General features: G+C 55.1%; 15 protein-coding genes. 8 read left to right on the top strand and 7 right to left on the bottom strand.

From position 1 onward, the window contains the following. Positions 1 to 2: 2 nt before the first annotated feature. On the bottom strand, positions 3 to 1,133 hold the full coding sequence (locus ACR64Q_RS04835; protein WP_313733767.1) for a glutathionylspermidine synthase family protein: 1,131 nt from the start codon (positions 1,131 to 1,133) through the stop codon (positions 3 to 5). Positions 1,134 to 1,135: 2 nt separating this feature from the next. After that, positions 1,136 to 2,344, bottom strand: coding sequence for a hypothetical protein (locus ACR64Q_RS04840; protein ID WP_313733768.1), 1,209 nt, complete (start codon positions 2,342 to 2,344; stop codon positions 1,136 to 1,138). A 525-nt stretch (positions 2,345 to 2,869) separates the two neighbouring features. On the opposite strand from ACR64Q_RS04840, the gene ACR64Q_RS04845 reads away from it, so the two are divergent. From ACR64Q_RS04845 to ACR64Q_RS04870, 6 genes are all read left to right on the top strand, one after another. Continuing rightward, complete coding sequence (locus tag ACR64Q_RS04845) at positions 2,870 to 3,679, top strand: formate/nitrite transporter family protein (protein ID WP_313733769.1); 810 nt, start codon at positions 2,870 to 2,872, stop codon at positions 3,677 to 3,679. 78 nt (positions 3,680 to 3,757) lie between these two features. Beyond that, positions 3,758 to 4,201: a cyanase gene (cynS, locus tag ACR64Q_RS04850; RefSeq protein WP_313733770.1), complete on the top strand. Its 444-nt coding sequence runs from the start codon at positions 3,758 to 3,760 to the stop codon at positions 4,199 to 4,201. A gap of 19 nt (positions 4,202 to 4,220) precedes the next feature. Next, positions 4,221 to 5,945, top strand: a complete 1,725-nt coding sequence (locus ACR64Q_RS04855) for a bifunctional protein-serine/threonine kinase/phosphatase (RefSeq protein WP_313733771.1) — start codon at positions 4,221 to 4,223, stop codon at positions 5,943 to 5,945. Positions 5,946 to 6,150: 205 nt separating this feature from the next. Further along, on the top strand, positions 6,151 to 8,301 hold the full coding sequence (locus ACR64Q_RS04860) for a TonB-dependent receptor plug domain-containing protein (protein ID WP_313733772.1): 2,151 nt from the start codon (positions 6,151 to 6,153) through the stop codon (positions 8,299 to 8,301). A gap of 50 nt (positions 8,302 to 8,351) precedes the next feature. Then, positions 8,352 to 9,296, top strand: coding sequence for an ABC transporter substrate-binding protein (locus ACR64Q_RS04865; RefSeq protein WP_020485351.1), 945 nt, complete (start codon positions 8,352 to 8,354; stop codon positions 9,294 to 9,296). 5 nt (positions 9,297 to 9,301) lie between these two features. Next, on the top strand, positions 9,302 to 13,720 hold the full coding sequence (locus ACR64Q_RS04870) for an EAL domain-containing protein (protein ID WP_313733773.1): 4,419 nt from the start codon (positions 9,302 to 9,304) through the stop codon (positions 13,718 to 13,720). Between the two features lie 58 nt (positions 13,721 to 13,778). On the opposite strand, the gene ACR64Q_RS04875 is transcribed toward ACR64Q_RS04870, so the two are convergent. Continuing rightward, the gene (locus tag ACR64Q_RS04875; protein ID WP_313733774.1) at positions 13,779 to 15,032 is read right to left on the bottom strand and encodes a hypothetical protein; all 1,254 of its coding nucleotides are present in this window, start codon (positions 15,030 to 15,032) and stop codon (positions 13,779 to 13,781) included. A 73-nt stretch (positions 15,033 to 15,105) separates the two neighbouring features. Further along, positions 15,106 to 15,390, bottom strand: coding sequence for a hypothetical protein (locus tag ACR64Q_RS04880; protein ID WP_026603965.1), 285 nt, complete (start codon positions 15,388 to 15,390; stop codon positions 15,106 to 15,108). A 205-nt stretch (positions 15,391 to 15,595) separates the two neighbouring features. Between ACR64Q_RS04880 and ACR64Q_RS04885 the strand changes: the two genes are divergently transcribed. After that, positions 15,596 to 15,757, top strand: coding sequence for a hypothetical protein (locus ACR64Q_RS04885; RefSeq protein ID WP_165786391.1), 162 nt, complete (start codon positions 15,596 to 15,598; stop codon positions 15,755 to 15,757). Between the two features lie 97 nt (positions 15,758 to 15,854). On the opposite strand, the gene ACR64Q_RS04890 is transcribed toward ACR64Q_RS04885, so the two are convergent. Both ACR64Q_RS04890 and ACR64Q_RS04895 read right to left on the bottom strand, forming a co-directional pair. Further along, a complete protein-coding gene (locus ACR64Q_RS04890) occupies positions 15,855 to 16,157 on the bottom strand; it encodes a hypothetical protein (RefSeq protein WP_020485356.1) in 303 nt (100 codons plus the stop codon). A 12-nt stretch (positions 16,158 to 16,169) separates the two neighbouring features. After that, positions 16,170 to 16,856, bottom strand: coding sequence for a glutathione S-transferase (locus tag ACR64Q_RS04895; protein ID WP_313733775.1), 687 nt, complete (start codon positions 16,854 to 16,856; stop codon positions 16,170 to 16,172). A 145-nt stretch (positions 16,857 to 17,001) separates the two neighbouring features. Here ACR64Q_RS04895 and ACR64Q_RS04900 point away from each other — a divergent pair, with 145 nt between their 5' ends. Continuing rightward, positions 17,002 to 18,594 (top strand): ABC-F family ATPase, encoded by a 1,593-nt coding sequence (locus ACR64Q_RS04900; protein WP_036276341.1) that lies wholly within the window; start codon positions 17,002 to 17,004, stop codon positions 18,592 to 18,594. A 38-nt stretch (positions 18,595 to 18,632) separates the two neighbouring features. Here ACR64Q_RS04900 and ACR64Q_RS04905 read toward each other — a convergent pair whose 3' ends face one another. Next, the gene (locus ACR64Q_RS04905) at positions 18,633 to 19,472 is read right to left on the bottom strand and encodes a cupin domain-containing protein (protein WP_026603969.1); all 840 of its coding nucleotides are present in this window, start codon (positions 19,470 to 19,472) and stop codon (positions 18,633 to 18,635) included. Position 19,473 lies beyond the last annotated feature (1 nt).

The raw sequence follows: 19,473 nt of genomic DNA on the forward strand, positions 1-19,473 counted from the left end.
AGTCAATTCTCGACGAAATAATGCGGGATGAAGCGGCTATTGTTGCCGGTGATTTCGGTTTTGTCTTCACGTATGCCGATGCCGGCCGGTTGATCGGCGATGACCCAGGAGCCGATCACCGGAAAATTGCCGGCAAAGTTGGGCAGCGGCGTGTGTCTTTGATAAATGTAAGCTGCACCGTCGTAACTACCGCCGGTTTCGACGAGGCTGGCGCCACGGCGAATCTGGATGTTGGCGCCTTCACGGGAATACAGCGGTTTGCGCACATAATCGCCCAGCAACGGTTGGTCGGCGAAACTGGCCGGCAGCAGATTGGGGTGGTCGGTAAACAACTCCCATAAAATCGGCAACATGCCTTTGTTGCTGAGCAGCAGCTTCCAGGGCGGTTCCAGCATGGCGGGCTGGGCTTGCGGCAGGTAAGGGCCAAACTCCTCATGCAACAGCCATTCCCAGGGATAAAGCTTGAACAGCGCGCGGATGGGGTTATTGCGCAGATCGACAAAGCGTTGCCCGTTGGTGTCCCAGCCGATTTGGTCGATCGCCAGGCGCTGTGTTTGCAGACCAGCTTGCACAGCGGTATCGCGCAGATACTCCAAGTTGCCGCTATCCTCGTCGCTGGTGTCCACGCCGGCAAAATACAGGCTGGGCTGGTGCTGCCGGTAATGTTGCCAAAAGCCGAGCAGTTTTTCGTGTATCGAATTGAATTGATCGGCGTCCGGATAGCATTCCCGCAACCAGAACCATTGCACCACAGCCGCTTCCAGCAGCGCGGTGGGCGTGTCGGCGTTGTATTCCAGCAATTTGGGCTGGCCGCTGCCGTCCCAGGCCAGATCGAAGCGGCCGTAAACGCTGGGTTCCCGCCGCTCCCAAGAATCGACGATATAGGGCACGGCCCAATCCGGAATCAACAATTGCTTGAACAACTTGCGGTCGATGATGGCCTGAACGGCTTTTAGACACAATGCATGCAATTCGGCGGTGGCATCGTCGAGAATATCGATCTGGCTGGCCGTGAAGCGATAGCAGGCCGATTCGTCCCAGTAGGTTTCGTTGTCCAGGGTGTGATAAGTCATACCTACCGCTTCCACTCGCTGCTGCCAGTCGTTGCGGGGAGCTATCTCGATACGTTGCATGTTTAGCCGCCGAACGAACTGTGCGATCCGCCAAAGAAGCCGAAACCGCCGCGTCTTGTCGAGCTATGGCTGTCCGAGCCACTATTGCCGCGATAACTGGAACCGGAACCGGAACCGCCGCCGTGGCTGCCGCTGCTGTGGCATTCGACCGGGTTGCCTTGGTCGTCGACGCAATCCTGTTGGCGTATCCGAAAATCGTTCGGGTTGCCGGCATAACTGGCTAGCGATAGACCGCCCAATAAAGCCAAGGACACCTGCATGGAACGGCGGGGAACTGTTACTTGGACCGACTGGGCTTCAGGTGCGGCTTGCAATATGCTTTCCCAGGTGGATAGCCGGGGATAAAAGTCGTAGTAATAAATCGCACCTATCAACAGCATTAGATAAAAATCCAGTCTGTTACCGCACAGCAGAAACAGCGGCAAGCCCAACCAGGCCACGCCATTGGCGATCAATGCGGAACGGAAAGCCTGTTGCTGGGCTTGTGCAACGCGTAAGGAATAGTTCGGCACATTGACGGGCGGCTTGGTCAGCGTTTGCAATAGCGGATAGGCCGCCAAGGCCACGGCAACAAACAATAAGCGCACCGGCCACGCCGGCAACTGCGGCGCGTAACCGGCAAACACCGGATATTGCCAGTACAGCATGGTTGCATAAATCACATACACCAATAGGTATACGCCTGTAAGCACTGCCATGAAGCGGAAAGACGACAGCGCTTTGTCGAATTCCACGCAGACGGCGCTGTTGCTGCTCAATGGGCGGCTGGAAAAGCTGCCCAGCCGATAGATGTTGCGGCGATAAGAATCCAGCCATAATCTCAGCTCCGACGACAAAAAACTGCCTACTACTTGAATCGACTCGCGGGTGTTTTTGTTGGAGCCGTGAAAAAAACGCCAGGATTTTGCACCATCCTGATCTTGGCTATCGGCTACCAGCAAAGCATGGGTTGGAATGGTGGTTTCGCCTAGCCAACTGCGTTTGACGATTTTATCTGGATAAAGAGTTATCGATATTGTCGACACATAGCCAAGAATCACCCAAGCCCAATAAGCCCCTAACAAAATAAAACTAACTTCGAGGATGAAAAAATTGCTCAAAAACCCGGCCCAAGCCAGCAGTAAGGCTAGCGCCAATCCGAATAGAGCAAGGAGTTTTTTCCATACACTGTAAGTAAGAACCAGTTTTTTATTTAGCGACGACGATGGCATAGGCTAGGCTACATAGGGCGATGAGGTTGGAATTGGTTGCGGGGTAATCGTCGGCGAAGCATAGCCGCTACTTGATGTTTTTGCAGAAAATAGGGGATGGGGGCGCGGATGTCGATATTGGCTGGGTCGCCGTTGAGCGGTGTATTTTAGATTCGCCTTTTCCTGTTTTGGTGCGTTGGCAATCCGTTTTGGTGCGAAACCTGGGTTTGGCTTGCTTGGATTCGCAGCCTAGAGCTTGCCGTCGCTGGATTCGGATGGCTGGCACAATCCGTGCTGCAAGTTACGCGGTGCAATGGCGCACCCTCGGTTCCCTTCAACAACGGCGTTGAAACGTTGCTGGTTTTATACCCGCTGCATCGTTTACTCGTCCGTCGTGCCTGCCTTTATTTCTTCAAGACATTCGCTTACGAGTAACACACCCGTTTCCAGGGGAGCTTTAGCTTGCGCACACAGGCTTAATCAAACGAACGGCGGTGCTTGCAAAACACCGATATTCATGTTTTTCCCACATTTAAAAGGTGAGTTATGTCCTATCTGATCCCGTCGGAATTCGTCACAAAGATGGTCGATGCCGGTGAATCCAAAATCTTCATGTCAACCCGCGACACGTTGATTCGCGCTTATATGGCCGGGGCGATCCTGGCGTTGGCGGCGGTATTTGCCGTGGCGATTACCGTGCAAACCAACTCGCCGATCTTTGGGGCGATTTTATTTCCGGTCGGGTTTTGCATGCTGTATTTGCTGGGTTTCGATTTGCTGACCGGGGTGTTCGTATTGACGCCGCTGGCTTGGCTGGACAAACGCGCCGGCGTGACGCTGGGCGGTATCCTCAGAAACTGGGGTTTGGTGTTTTTAGGCAATTTTCTCGGCGCGTTGACGGTGGCGGTGATGATGGCCATCGTCTTTACTTATGGGTTTTCCGTTGAACCGGATGCAGTCGGCAAAAAACTGGCCGGCATCGGCGAAGCGCGGACCCTGGGTTATGCCAAATACGGCATCGCCGGCTGGTTTACCATTTTTATTCGCGGCATGCTGTGTAACTGGATGGTGTCCACCGGCGTGGTGGGGGCGATGATTTCGACCTCTGTCAGCGGTAAGGTGATCGCGATGTGGATGCCAATCATGCTGTTCTTTGGCATGACCTTCGAACACTCGGTCGTGAACATGTTTTTGTTTCCCTCAGGTTTGATCATGGGCGGCAATTTCTCGATTATGGATTATTTTGTCTGGAACGAGATTCCGACTGTTTTAGGCAATTTGGTTGGCGGCTTGGCCTTCACCGGCTTGACCCTGTATTCCACGCACGTCAGAACCGCGCCGAAACGCTCTTTCTAACTGATCGTTATTCTATTCCGGCCTCGACGCTGCTAGGCGCGAGGCTTTTTCTCTGTTTAATGGGCAAAGGAGTTAAAGATGACACGCAACGAAGTGACCGAATTGGTCGTTACGCAAAAACTGGCTAAACAACTAAGCTGGGCGCAACTAGCCGAAGCGATTGGTTTAAGTAAGGAATGGACCACCGCTGCATTGCTGGGGCAGATGACCTTGAACGCCGCACAAGCCGCCACCATCGGCGCGCTGCTAGATTTGCCGCCCGCGGCTATTGCGCAACTGCAAGTGGTGCCCTACAAAGGTTCGTTGCCTAGCGCCGTGCCGACCGATCCTTTGATCTATCGTTTTTACGAGCTGGTGAATGTCTACGGCACGACCTTTAAAGCGCTGATTCATGAGGAGTTCGGCGACGGCATCATGAGCGCTATCGACTTTAGCATGGACTTGCAACGCGAACCTGATCCGAAAGGTGATCGGGTCAAAATCGTGATGAGCGGGAAGTTTCTGCCTTATAAAAGCTATTAAGGCGAATGTGCCTTAAGTCATGTCCGGGCCATTGAGCGTCGCCGTCGGTCAATATTCCGATAAAGGCCGCAAGGCGCTGAATCAGGATTTTCACGGCGTTTATATCGCCAAGGAACCGCAGTTAAGCGCCAAAGGCATTGCGATAGCCTTGGCCGACGGCATCAGTAGTAGCGAGGTCAGCCATATTGCCAGCCAGGCGGCGGTGACTGGCTTTTTGGCGGATTATTTTTGCACCTCGGAAGCCTGGTCGGTGAAGAAGTCGGTGCAGCGGGTGTTGACCGCCACCAATTCCTGGCTGTACGCGCAAACCCGGCAAAGCCGCGATTGTTACGACATGGATCGCGGCTACGTTTGCACCTTGAGCGCGCTGGTGCTCAAATCCACTACCGCGCATCTATTTCACGTCGGTGACACGCGGATTTACCGGGTGCTCGGCGACGAGCTGGAACAGCTGACCCGCGACCACCGCTTATGGATTTCTCAGGAGAAAAGTTACCTGAGTCGGGCCATGGGTATGGATTCGCGTCTGGAAATCGATTATCAAGCGCTGACCGTCAGCTTGGGTGATGTGTTCGTGTTGGCGACCGATGGCGTTTATGAATACGTCAGTGCGCACTTTGTGAGCCAAACCATCCGCCAAGCCGGCGACGACTTGGACAGCGCGGCCAAAGCCATCGTCCAGGCGGCCTACGAAAATGGCAGCGGCGATAATCTGACAGTGCAGATTGTGCGCATCGACCAACTGCCGCTACCCAGCGCCAACGAACTGTATCAGTCCTTAACCGGCTTGCCGTTCCCGCCGCAATTGGAGGCCAGGATGGCGTTTGACGGTTACACCATCGTCCGCCAATTACACGCCAGCAGCCGCAGTCACATTTATCTGGCGGTGGACAGCGAGACCCAGGCGCAGGTGGCGATTAAAACCCCGTCCATCGATTTGCGCGGCGATCCGGCGTACCTGGAGCGCTTTCTGATGGAAGACTGGATTGCCCGGCGTATCAACAACCCGCACGTGTTAAAGCCGTGCGCGCAAACCCGCAAACGCAATTTTCTGTATGTGGCGACGGAATTTATCGACGGTCAAACGCTAAAGCAGTGGATGATCGACCATCCGCAGCCGGACCTGGAAACCGTGCGCGGCATCGTCGAACAAATCGCCAAGGGCTTGCGGGGCTTTCATCGTCTGGAAATGCTGCATCAGGATCTGCGGCCGGACAACATCATGATAGACGGCACCGGCACCGTGAAAATCATCGATTTTGGCTCGACGCGAGTCGCCGGCGTGATGGAAATGGGCATCCCCGTCGGCCATCAGCATATGCTCGGCACCGCGCAATATGCCGCACCGGAGTATTTTCTGGGCGAGCAGGGCTCGGTGCGTTCCGAGCAGTTTTCCCTGGCGGTGATTGCCTATCAAATGCTGACCGGCAAACTGCCTTACGGGGCGGAAGTGGCTAAATGCAAATCCAGAGCCGCACAACACAAACTCAGCTACGACGCCACCTTGTATCGCAATCGCGAGATTCCAGGCTGGGTCGACGATGCGATCCGCAAGGCCGCGCATCCCGATCCGCATAAACGTTACGAAGACTTATCCGAGTTTATCTTTGATTTACGCCATCCCAATCCGGCATTTTTGACCAAGACCGGGCCGGCATTGTTGGAACGCAACCCGGCGGCGTTCTGGAAAGGTGTGTCCTTCATATTGGCCGGCGTTATCGCGATATTGTTGATTAAGCGATAGAATTTCGTCGCAGGTATCGATGTCCCTTATTTTCCCGCCTCTGCTATCCTATGGGCTGTGCCGGAAAACCTAGAAGAATTGATCTGAATTTAACGAAGGGCTGAATTTAGAAAACGCCTCATGCTCCCTGGTATTCTCCCGGAAAATTAGCCCTACGGTTAATACGTAACTTCTTAATAATTACAATTCAAAACAGGAGTTATCCATGTTTTTCCGCCCGCTGCTTCTTAGTTGTTGCGGTTACCTAATAGTCGCGACCGCTCAAGCGCAACCGGTTTCTCCGGAGGAAGAAGAAAGAGCCTTATCGCAAATTTACGGTACCGAGGAAATGGTCAGTATCGCCAGCGGATACAAACAACCGATTTCCAAGGCGCCGTCCATCGCCACGGTGATTACCGCCGCCGATATTAAGCAGATCGGCGCCACCGACATCGACGAAGTGCTGGAAACCGTGCCGGGTTTGCATGTCGAACGTAACACCATCGGCTACAACCCTATCTATACCTTTCGCGGCATTTTTTCGCAGTTCAATCAACAAGTGTTGATGATGGTCAACGGCATTCCGATTACCAACTCCTATACCGGCAGCCGCAGCGAGGTTTGGGGCGGCATGCCGATCCGCGACATTGCCCGCATCGAAGTCGTGCGCGGACCGGGATCGGCGGTCTACGGCGCCGACGCCTTCGCGGGCGTGATCAATGTCATCACCAAAACCAAACAGGACATCGAAGGCACCGAGCTTGGCGGCCGGGTCGGCAGTTTCGACACTTACGACGGCTGGGGCTTGCATGGCGGCGAATGGGCCGGCTTCGACGTCGCGCTGGCTTTTGAATACCACAAGACCGCCGGTCAGGACGCCGTCGTCGATGCTGACCTGCAAAGCCAGTTCGACCGCTTGCTGGGGACCAGCGCCTCGCTGGCACCGGGGCCGTTGAATATGTCGCGGGATAATCTCGATGCCCGGCTGGATTTGTCGCGCGGTAATTGGCGGTTTCGCGGCGGATTGCAACATCGTAGCGATCTCGGCATCGGCTCCGGCGTCGCTCAAGCCCTGGATCCGGTCAACCGCTATGCCGGCGACCGCTGGAACGCCGATCTGACCTACCACACCGACGACATCGAAAACTGGGATTTGACCACCCAGGTCAGTTATTTCGAATCCAGCCAGGAAATCGAGCGCAATTTGACGCTGTTTCCAGCCGGGACTACTTTACCGATCGGTGCCAACGGCCAGATTGGCGCCGGTGCGCCGGTGACGTTTCCGAACGGTTATATCGGCAATCCCGAGGTGTGGGAGCGCCATGTCCGCATCAGCCAAGCCTTCGCTTATAGCGGTTTTCAGCAACATCAATTGCGCAGCGGTATCGGCTTTAATTACGACAGCCTGTTCAAGGCGCGGGTCAGCCAGAATTTCGGCATCGATCCCGCCACCGGCGCGCCGATACCGTCGCTGCCGGGCATCCCGCTGACCGACGTTTCCGGCACCTCCTCGACGTTTATCCCCGAGGTGGATCGGAAAGTGGCCTATCTATTTTTACAGGATCAGTGGAACTTCGCCAACGACTGGAGTTTGACCGCCGGCGCTCGTTACGACCGCTATTCGGATTTCGGCAACACCTTCAATCCACGCGCGGCATTGATATGGGAAGCCCGCTACGACCTGACCGCCAAATTGATGTACGGTTCGGCGTTCCGGGCGCCGTCGTTTCAGGAAATGTATATCATCAACAACCCGGCGCAGCTCGGGAATGCCGCCTTGCGCCCGGAAACCATGGAAAACGTCGAACTGGGTTTTGACTATCGGCCGACGGACAGCCTGCGCCTGGGTTTGAATTTCTTTAACTTCTGGTGGAAGGACATCATCCGCTTCGTGCCGGATGCCGGTGCCACCACTTCGACGGCGCAAAATACCGGTATCCAGCAAGGCTACGGTACCGAATTGGAAGCGGAATGGCAGGCCGCCGACACCTTAAAAATTATCGGCAACTACGCCTATCAACGTAGCCGTGACCAGGCCCTGGACCGCGATAGCGGTTATGCGCCGCACCATCAGGTCTATCTGCGGCTGAATTGGCAGTTTTTGCCCGATTGGCAGCTCAGTCCGCAAGCGAAATGGATTGTGGGTCGGGACCGCAGTTTCGGCGATACGCGCAAGCCGGTCGCGGATTATACTTGGGTGGATGTGACGCTACGCCGGCAGAATTTGGCCAAACATTTCGAAGTGGCCTTTTCTGTGCGTAATTTGTTCGATGTCAGCGCCCGGGAACCCAGTCTGGCAGGCAATCCGGCCGCCATTCCCAACGACTTGCCGTTGGCGCCGCGCAGTTTTTACGGCGAAATCAGTCTTCATTTTTAGCCAAGGCGCCGTTGGTCGGGTCTTGCTTATACCGTAGTTCGGGAGTCATTTTGTTTTATAGACTATTTTTTCAGCTAGGGTTGGCCTTATGTGTGCTGTGGCCTTTTTGCGGCGGTGCCTGGGCGCAAGCGCCCACCGTTGCCATCGTTTATCCCGATGTGCGCGAGCCTTATCGTTCGGTGTTCATGGAGATTGCGCGCGGCATGGAACAAGAGTTGGGTAAGCCGGTAGGGCATTACTTGTTGAACGAGCGCGACAAGTCCGTCGACAAATTGATTCAGGACCTGAAAAACGACAGGATCGATGTGGTGGTGACGCTGGGCCGCGCCGGATTGGCGGTCGCCAAAGCGGTATCTTCCCAATTTCCGGTGGTGATCGGCGCGACGATGATCCGCCCGGACGAAGTGCAAGGCTTGGCCGGCATCAGCCTGACGCCGGCCCCGGAAGCCATGTTCGATCATTTGAAAAAACTGGTGCCGGAGGTGAAAAAAGTGACCGTGATCTACGATCCACGGCAAACAGCCTGGGAGATCGAGCGCGCCGGGCGGGCGGCTCTTGAACGCGGCTTGACGCTGGTAGCGCAACCGACCGGCAACTTACACGATTCTTCGGATCAGTTCCGGCAGATTCTGCTGGAAATTAAAGACAATTCCATCGCGCTCTGGCTGCCGCGCGAAAACGCCGCCATGGACGAATCGTCCTTGTTGCCGGAAGTGCTGCGCGAAGCCTGGGAGAAAAATTTTGTGGTGTTTTCCAGCAACCTCGACCATGTGCGCAAAGGCGCATTATTTTCGCTGTACCCGGACAATTTCAGCATGGGCCGCAGTTTGGCCGGTCTGGCTATCCAGCAATTACAGGCGGGCGGCAAATTCGAATCGGTCGAACTGCTGCGGGATTTGCTGGTAGCCGTCAATTTACGCACCGCGGAACATCTGGGTTTGCGCTTTTCCAGCCAGACACGCCGCGAATTCGCGATGGTTTTTCCGGTGCCTTAGACGCCATGAAGCGTTTGCGATGGCCTAGGTTCAAGCGGGCGAGTTTCCTGCAACAGCTTGCCGTGACCTTTTGTTTCGGTCTGGTAGTGATATCGATATTGTCGGCATTCGGCATTTCCACGCTGTCTTACTACATCGTCCGCGATAAATGGGTCGCCCAAGGCCGGCAATCCACGGAGGCCTTTGCTGCACAGAGCACGTTGGCCTTGCTGTATGCCAGCAAGGAGAATGCCGAGGAGCCGGCCCGACGCTTCCTGGCGTTTCCCGATGTGCGCGGCGTAGCCATTTACAACAATGCTCTGGAGCCTTTGTTCGAACGCGGCGAACCGGCCATGCCCGATGCCGACGCGGTGCGCTGGCCGGAATCCCTGGCCTTGGTGCATGAAAACGAACAAGCCTGGTATTTTGCCGCGCCGGTATTCGCGCGCAACGCCACGGGGCAAGAGACGTCACCGTTCGAGGCGCAAATGCCGACGCCGGAATTGGTCGGCTACGTGCGCTTGGTGATGGGCAAGCAATCGCTCAATGTCATGAAAGAAAAAATTCGCTGGACCACTTTGATGGCGTCCAGCGGCTCGGCCGCGCTGTTTTTACTGTTTCTATTGGCGATGTCGCGGCGCTTGACTTTGCCGATTCAACAACTGGCGCTGAGGATGCGTAAGGCCTCGGCCGGCGCAAAAAACGTTCGGGCCCGGTTGAGCGGGCCGCGCGACATCATCGAAATGGGCGAAGCCTTCAACACGATGATGGCGGTGTTGGAAACTCGGGAAAGGCAGTTGGAACGCGCTCGCGACACGGCTTTAGAATCGGCGCGCCTAAAAGGCGAGTTTGCCGCCAATGTCAGTCACGAGCTGCGCACGCCGCTGAACGCGGTGCTGGGTATGTTGGAGTTGTTGCAGGACATGGGGTTGACGCCCAAGCAGCTGGAATACTCGATGGTAGCCCGCAACGCCGGCGAAGCGCTGTTGAAGTTGATCGAAGATATTCTGGATTTCTCGCGCATCGAATCCGGGATGATGAAGCGGCAGCCGGTCGATTTCGTGCTTTACGAAACCTTGGATGAAGTCGTGGAATTGATGTCCGCTCAGGCGCATCGAAAAAATCTGCAACTCACTTACTCGCTAGCCGACGATATACCGCTGGTGTTGAACGGCGAAGCCTCCAGGGTGCGGCAGGTGCTGATTAATCTGGTCGGCAACGCGCTGAAGTTTACCGAACAAGGCGGCATCGCCATCGATGTGCACACCGAAGCGGCGGCAAGCGATGCCATCCAGTTGAGATTCTGCGTTAGCGACACCGGGATGGGTATACCCGAGGCGGCGCAAAGCAGTATTTTCGATGCCTTTGTCCAGGCCGACGGTTCCAGAACCCGGCATTATGAAGGCGCCGGCCTGGGCTTGGCGATTTGCCGGCAATTGGTGCAGCTGATGGGCGGGCAAATCGGTGTCCAAAGCCGGGAAGGGCAAGGTAGTTCGTTCTGGTTTACCGTACCCTTCAATCCGCCGCGCGGTACCGAGGGCATCTCAGAGGCCCGGCAAGCCTATTTCGCCAATCTGCGGATATTGATCGTTACCGAAAACGACAAAATGCGGCAATTTTTGGCGCAAAGTCTGGAGCGCTGGAAAATTCACTACCGGCATAGCGGCTACGGCATCAAAGCCGTGGATATGTTGCGTTCCGCCAATGATCAGGATCAGGCGTATCATTTTGTCATCATTGATCTGAGAGATGCCGACGACGCCACTTGGGTGGATATGATCGTTCACGATCCGGCGCTCGCGGCTGTCAAAATCGTGTTGCTGTCCGACCCCGGCAATGCCGTCAATCTGCCGCGCTTGCCAAACGTTGCCGCGCAGTTGGCCAAGCCGGTACAGGTTTCCAGACTATACGATTTCATATTAACCGCCGGTCAGGATTATCAGGAACCCGCGGCCGACTTGGCGCCCGAGGTCGAGCAAACCGTCGTGCTCGGGCGGCGGATATTGATCGTCGAAGACAACCGTGCCAGCCAAATGGTGGCGGCGGGCATGTTGGAGCGACTCGGTTGCCGTTACGAAATCGCCGGCTCCGGCGTCGAGGCCTTGTCATGGCTGGAGCATCAGGCTTTCGATTTGATTCTGATGGACTGCCACATGCCGACCATGGACGGCTTCGAAGCGACTCGACGCATCAGACTGTTGCCTGAACCGCTGGGCCGGTTGCCCATCGTAGCAATGACCGCCAACGCCCAGCAAGGCGATAGCGATTTATGTCTGGCGGCCGGGATGGACGATTATCTGGCCAAGCCGATCAAGCTGAAGCCGTTGCAGGAGAAACTGTTGAGTTGGTTCGAGGGCAGGCCGTGCGTGACCGCCGAGCCGCTGTCGCCGGACCACGCGCTCGAGACGCTGGATCACGCGGTTTTACGGCAATTGCGCGATGAAATCGGCCAGGGTTTTGTAAAGATGGTCGGCTATTACCTGGAAGATGCGCCTGCGCAAATCGAGCAAATCGCCCTGGCGCTTGCTACGGACAATCGTTCGCAATTACGCGAATCGGCCCATGGCCTGAAAGGCGCCAGCCGTAACCTGGGCGCGGAAAAGCTAGCGCTTATTGCCCGGCAACTGGAAGAGCAGGCGACTCAAGCACAGATTGAAAACGGCGAGGCCTTGTTGCAGCAGTTGCGTGACGAATACCGCTTCATCGAACAACTGTTGCGCTTGGAAATGGGCGGGGAAGCCGCCGCTGAGCCGATCCCGCAGGCGGGCCCCAGAATTCTGGTGGCGGACGACGATAGAGCCATGCGTTTTGCCTTGCAAGATGTTCTGGAGAAAGACGGCTATCTGGTGGATTTGGCCGGCACCGGCCGGCAGGCGCTGGCGCTGTGCCAGCGGCAAATGGCTGATTTGATCTTAATGGACGCGATGATGCCGGAAATGGACGGTTTTGAGGCCTGCCGCAGAATTCGCGCGCTGCCCCACGGCGCCGACGTGCCGATACTGATGATTACCGCTCTGGAAAACGACCATTCGGTGGAATTGGCTTTCTCGATAGGGGCTAATGATTACATTCCCAAACCGATCCATTTCGCGGTATTGCGTAAACGTATCGCGCATTTGTTGGAAGCCAGCCTGACGCAGCGGACCTTGAATCGCCTGGCTTACCACGATCCCTTGACCAATCTGGCCAATCGCACGCAATTCATTGACCGGCTGAACTCGGTGATCGCCGTCAGCGCGGATCAAAATCAGCTTCATGCTGTGCTGTTCCTGGATTTGGATAGGTTCAAGCTGACTAACGACACCTTGGGGCATGATGTCGGCGACCAATTGTTGAAAGCCGCGGCGGAACGGATTCAAGGCTGTGTGCGACGGGAAGACATGGTTTCTCGGTTCGGCGGCGACGAATTTACGCTGTTGCTGGCAAACATCACCAATCCGCAAGTCGCCGCTGCCGTCGCCGACAAGATCCGTATCGCCATCGCCCAGCCATTCGCGTTGATGGAGCAAGAGTTTTACGTCAGCTCCAGTATCGGCATTTCGCTGTATCCGGCCGACGGCACCGACAGCGGTTTGCTGATCAAGCACGCCGATACTGCGATGTATCGCGCCAAGGAACAGGGCAATACCTATTGTTTTTATGAAGACAACATGGAATTTGTCGTGTCGACCAAGCTGCGTCTGGAAAGCGACTTACGCCGGGCGCTACAGCGCGACGAGTTCTTTCTTCACTATCAGCCGCAAATCGATCTGGATTCCGGGCGGATTGTCGGCGCAGAGGCTCTGATCCGCTGGCGGCATCCCGAACTGGGCTTGATAGCGCCCGATCAGTTCATTCCGGTCGCCGAAGAAATCGGTCTGATCGAGGCGATAGGCGCGTGGGTGTTGGGCGAGGCGTGCCGGCAGAGCCAAATTTGGCGGCAAAGCGGCTATCCGCCCTTCACGATGGCGGTCAACGTGTCGGCTCGGCAATTGGATCAGGAAGACTTTGTCGCGCAAGTCATCGCTATCGTCAACGAAACCGGCTTGCCTGCCGAATATCTGGAATTGGAGCTGACGGAAAGTTTGTTCATCCGCAATCCGGTACGCAAGCGGGCTGTCCTGGCCAAGCTCAGGGAAGCCGGCTTGCAAATTTCGATAGACGATTTCGGTACCGGTTATTCCAGCCTGAACCAACTCAAGCAGTTTGCCTTCGACAAGCTGAAAATTGATCGTTCGTTTGTGGCGAACATACCCGACGACGCCGACGCCGCCGCCATCGTGATGGTGATTATTTCCATCGCCAAGATCCTGAAATTCAAGGTGATAGCGGAAGGCGTCGAGACGGAGCAACAGGCGCAATATTTGTTGAGAAACGACTGCGACGAGGCGCAGGGTTATCTGTTTGGCAAGCCGATGGCGGCCGAAGAATTTTCGGCCTTGTTGGCGCGAGTCAATGTGATCTAGGATTAGGCACGGGCAGTTTGCAGCCGCCTCCCCACTTAGCGAGGTTTTCGCTCAGCCATCATTCCCGAGATACCGGCAACATTGCGATGCGATTTTCAATGTCTTGCATCAGTTGTTTGTAGGCTTCGCCGTCGGTGCCGCCAAAACGGCGGATAAACTCGGCTTCGCTTAGCGATTCCGGTAAATCGGCGGTAGCCGGCATCATCTGATCTTCATTGGCGACAGCCATAATGGCTTGAATTTTCTGCGCCTGTGCCGGGTTGGCGACGGCTTGTTCGCCCATGCGCGTGCCGGCGCGGTCGGCGGCGAGGTCGTTAAATGAAAATCCGCTGCCGCCACGCGAATCTTCTATTTCTTTAAACAATCCCACCGCATCAGCCAATGGGGTGCCCGAATAGGCGGCCAGCATTGCCGAAACCATATAATGTTTGGACAGATCGTCTCTATCGTTCAAGGTTACCTGGCGCCAAAGCGGGCGCGGCCAGAGCCGCGATTCCGGGATGATTTTCGTCAGGCGCTGTTGATTGACATAAAGCGTCAGTACCAAAATCAATGCCCGGTTTTCCGCAATCGGGTCGCCGCTGGCGCTTCTTTGTAATGCCAGTTTAAAAAGTGGTTTGCTGAGATCAGTGAGACTGACGCTTCTATTATCTGCCTGGCTTTGTTCTGCTAAACGCCGTTGATATGCCTCCAGACGCTGCAGGTCCTCCGGCGTTAGTAATGCACCGCGCAATTTGCCGGGTAAGTCTGCTTGCCAACGATACGTGACCGTCAGGCGCTGCGGTTGAAACAGCACATGTTTGAGAATGTTGGCGAAGGCTTGACGATCCGCCGCCGGTTGTAAGGTGTTGAGCGCCAATTTCAGCAAGGGATTGGCCAGCATGCCGGGTAGCCGGAGTTTGCCAGCAGACAGTTGATCGACTTCCGGTAAGTTGGCGGTTTGCTTGAACTCCAGCGTCAAATTCAGATATTGACCCACGGGATTACGCGGCAAACGCAGGGTGGCGTCGATGTGGGCCCGGCCATTGTCGATCCGTAAGCCGGCCACGCCGTTAGCGTATTGGTTGGCCAGGTAGTTGATCGCCAGATCCAGTTCCTGTTGATTAAGTGCAACTCTGGCGATGGCACCGGACTTCAGCCGGCGGGGATCGTTTTGCCGAAAAATCAGTTTGCCTCGGGCAATTTGCTCCGGGGTCAGGTCGGCTCGGGTCTGTAGTTTCGGCGTGTCGTCAATGGCCAGCCACAATGCCAATCCCAATAATACGGGCAATAGAAAGAGGGTCAGTAGCAAGCTTTTTGCAATCCATTTCATGGGTCGTTCTGTTCAATCCTTGCTGTGGGCAATGACCATGCTAAGTGCTTAATACCTTATCGCCGGCCTTGAGCTAATGCGGTTTATTGCGCTGTTCTTCATATGTGGACGGACTGATGCCGGCGCTTGCCAGATATTCGCGCAGATGTTTGATTTCCTGTTTATTGCAAATGCCGCTGTGATGCGGATGATGTAACACGCCTTCGACGTTATTCAAACTCACGTGAAAGCGCGCGCCGTGGCTAGGTTGCAGGTTGGCGCCCAGGTGGTGCAACAGCGATTCTATTTCCCGCCAATGGATGTTGCCGCTAACCGGATCCTGGAATATCGCGCGTAGCAGATTTAAATGGTGGCTCATGGCGGCATCCTCCTGCATCAAAATTGGTAGCTTAAGTTTGAACCGAGTTGGGGTTCAATTTGGCTGGTGAAAGGTGGTGTTTAACTAAATTTGTTTCAAAATAAGAAACAAATCATGTAATAAATGCCTTATTGTAAATAAATGGCAAAGGTTTATAGTTAAACCGTCTTCAATGAATCGGCTGAAACCCAGTCAAGGTGGAAAAATGAACAAGTCAAGCAATCTGTATAAAGACATCGTCACCGGATTGTTTTTTGCTACCGGTATGTTCAGCTTCCTGTCCGGTCAGTTTGTTCTTTCCACACTGTTTTTTGGCGCTGCTTCCCTGTTTAGCAATATCGAAGTGGCTAAACCGGTCCGATTTTAAGTTTTTTCGTAGTACCTCCTCGTTGTAACGCTACACATTCCACAGCCTCCACCCTGCTCAAGGTGGGGGCTTTTTTTGTATTCAAGCAGGCGATTTCTCAGTCGGACTTGGAGGTTTTTGCCGGGTCTGAAACCACAGTATATTCAGCTTCAAGGCTTTGCCCGTCAACCTGCGCATTTTTCAGCTTTCGCAGCAACCACCAGCCTCTGATACCGATTATTGTCAGCGGAATTAGCAGTAAGGCAAAAAAAGCCGAAAACACCACGGTACCCAAGACCGCGCCGGCAATCATCGCCGGAATGGTCAGCAGATTGGACAGCTTGCTTTGTGGAGGTGACTCAAGGCGGGGATGCGCACCGGAGCTGTCGATGCGGATGGTTTTCTTGTAGATTTTTAACATGTCGGGCACCTTTTAAAATGGTACGAGGCCGGCCTCGTTCCCGAAAAGGACTAACGGGTCGTTAGCTTTCCAGGGCGGGTATTTTCGCATAACCGCCGCAAACAGATTGGATGTTAAAAAGTCGTCCAACCAGTGTTGCAAGGCCGGGTAGGGCGAGCTGGAAAACCAAGCGTTATCCACTGCGGCAAACTGCCGGATAAACGGCGCAATGGCGGCGTCGGCCAAGCCGAAAGTTAAGCCGCACAAAAAGCGAGTCCGCTGCAAGCGGGTTTCCAGCTTGGCTAAAAACACCTCGCCTTGTTGACGATAAACAGTTTGCGTTTGTTCCGGATAGCGGTCCGCATATTTGTAGCGGTCCAAATAGTATTTGAAATCGCCGTCGTTCCAGTCGATTAATCGCTTCGCATCTTCCGGCATTTGGTCCAGCCAGTCTTGCGGGTCGTGTTGCGCCAAGGCCCACCGCATAATATCCAGGCTTTGTTCGATCACTTGGCCGTCGGGCAACACTAATACCGGTACGGTGCCTTTTGGCGAAACGCTTAGCATCGCCTCCGGTTTATTGCTGAGCTCGATTTCTCGGAGTGCGACGCTTAGCCCCGATACGGCAATGGCTAAGCGTGCTCGCATCGCATACGGACAGCGGCGGAAGCTGTAAAAGATCGGATAAATCGGTTCTGCGGTGGGGGACGGTGCAATCATATCGGGCTTGTCAGTGACACATTACTGTAAATGATCGTTGATTAAAGTCTGGTAAAATAACCCATTTTCGCGTCAACCCATTTATTTCGTCACACGCCTGAAACGGCGACAACGCTCTTTTTACTCTTAATCCTCGGACACTCTCTTGATTTCTACCGCTAATATCACCATGCAATTCGGGGCCAAGCCCCTGTTTGAAAACGTTTCCGTGAAATTCGGCAACGGCAACCGCTACGGCCTGATCGGCGCCAACGGCTGCGGCAAGTCGACCTTTATGAAAATCCTCAGCGGCGACCTGGAACCTACATCCGGCAACGTCAGCGTCGATGCCAACGAGCGTTTGGGTATCTTGCGCCAGAATCAATTCGCGTACGAAGAGCAGCGAGTGCTGGATGTAGTGATGATGGGCCATGCCGAGATGTGGGCGGCCATGTCGGAACGTGACGCCATCTACGCCAATATGGAAGCCAGCGAAGACGATTATATGCGCGCTGCTGATCTGGAAACGGTGTTTGCCGAATTCGGCGGCTATACCGCCGAAGCCCGGGCCGGTGAATTGCTACTAGGCTTGGATATTCCTCTGGAACAACATAATGGCCCCATGAGCGCGGTGGCGCCAGGCTGGAAACTGCGGGTTTTGCTGGCGCAAGCCTTGTTTTCCAATCCTGACATCATGCTGCTGGACGAGCCGACCAACAACCTGGATATCAACACGATCCGTTGGCTTGAGAACGTGCTGAACGAGCGCAATTCGACCATGGTCATCATCTCGCATGACCGGCATTTTTTGAATAGCGTCTGCACGCATATGGCCGATCTGGACTACGGCGAATTGCGGGTGTATCCAGGCAACTACGACGATTACATGACCGCCGTGACCCAAGTGCGCGAACAATTGCTGGCCGGCAACGCCAAGAAAAAAGCCCAGATTGCCGAACTGCAAACCTTCGTGGCGCGCTTTTCGGCGAATGCTTCTAAGGCCAAGCAAGCCACTTCCCGGGCGCGGCAGTTAGAGAAAATCAAGCTCGACGAAGTCAAGCCGTCCAGCCGGGTCAATCCGTTTATTCGTTTCGATCAAGCTAAGAAGCTATATCGCTTAGCTGTGGAAGCCAAAGATTTGGCCAAAGGCTACGGTGCGGAGCCATTATTCAAGAATCTGAACATGATGATCGCGGTCGGCGAGCGGGTCGCAGTCATCGGTCCGAATGGTATTGGTAAATCCACTTTATTGAAAACCCTGGTCGGCGATTTGAGCCCGGACAGCGGCGAAGTGAAGTGGGCGGAAAACGCAGACGTCGGTTATTTTGCGCAGGATCATGCCGAGGATTTTGCCGAAGACATGCCGCTGATTGAATGGATGGGCCAATGGCGCAAAGAATCCGACGACGATCAAACCATACGCGGCACGCTGGGGCGTTTGTTGTTTTCCAATGACGAAATCAACAAATCCGTAAAAGTCATTTCCGGTGGTGAGCAAGGCAGGATGTTGTTCGGCAAATTGATTCTGCAAAAAAACAACGTCATGGTGCTGGATGAACCCACCAACCATTTGGATATGGAATCGATAGAATCCCTGAATGCGGCTTTGGAAAATTATCCCGGCACGCTGATTTTCGTCAGTCACGACCGCGAATTCGTCTCGTCGTTGGCGACCCGGATTATCGAACTGACGCCGAACGGCATCGTCGATTTCAGCGGTAATTACGAAGACTATTTAAACAGTCAAGACATCAACTAAGGCTAAGCCGCCAGGGCATTCCGGCGCGGATAAATCGGTCAGTAATTTCTGGCACCGCGCACGAACAGTGTCGCACCAACGTCGGTATACACCTCGCGGTGCGCGCTGCCGGCCGGCGCCAGTTGGTAGTCGCCGGCGCGCAGCAAGACGTCGTCGATAAACAAGTCGCCGTCCAGCATCATGCATTCCTCTTCCAGCCGATGGCCGTGTGCCGGGCATTTAGCGCCGGCTTCCAGGCGATAAAAACCGGATTCGCGTTCCCCGTCCTGCCACAGCGGTTTTTTCCAGACGCCGGGAGCTATTTCCTGCCAGTCGTCTATTTGCTTGGTAAACACGCTAAACGACTCAGACTTGCCAAACGGCAGCAGACCCGCCAGTACTTCCCGCAACACCTCGCGACTATCGCCCAGTGAAGTGCCGCGTAAATAGGCCAGTGCGCCGTTAGCAGACCTTATCCCGCCGTGCCGACTGCCGGCCGGCGAGGCGTGGTAATCCAAGGGACCAAGCCGCAAGTCGCCCATTTGCAAATCGCCGTGCAAGACGATGCCTTCTTCCAGACAGTTGTGCCGATGCGGTATCAGGCTGGCGCCGGGGGCGAATTCGATCAATACCGAGTGGCCTTGCAGGCCGCCGTCCCAGAGTGGTTTGACGCGGATGCCGGTTTTCAGGGCTTGCCAGGCGCCGTGTCTGGCGCGCACGGTGAGTAAGCCGGCTTGTTTGGCAAGGCTGGCAGAGACTTGCGTCATCAGGCCTTGGCGTAACGAATTGCGGCGTTCGCCGGCAACCGGAATCGGCGCGAAACCGTCGGCCAGCAGCGTTTCTAGTTGCCGCAAATCGTTGGCATCTGCGCTATCCAAAGGCGGGAATTTGTCTGTCATG

The sequence above is a fragment of the Methylomonas sp. 2F7 genome, from assembly GCF_057126975.1.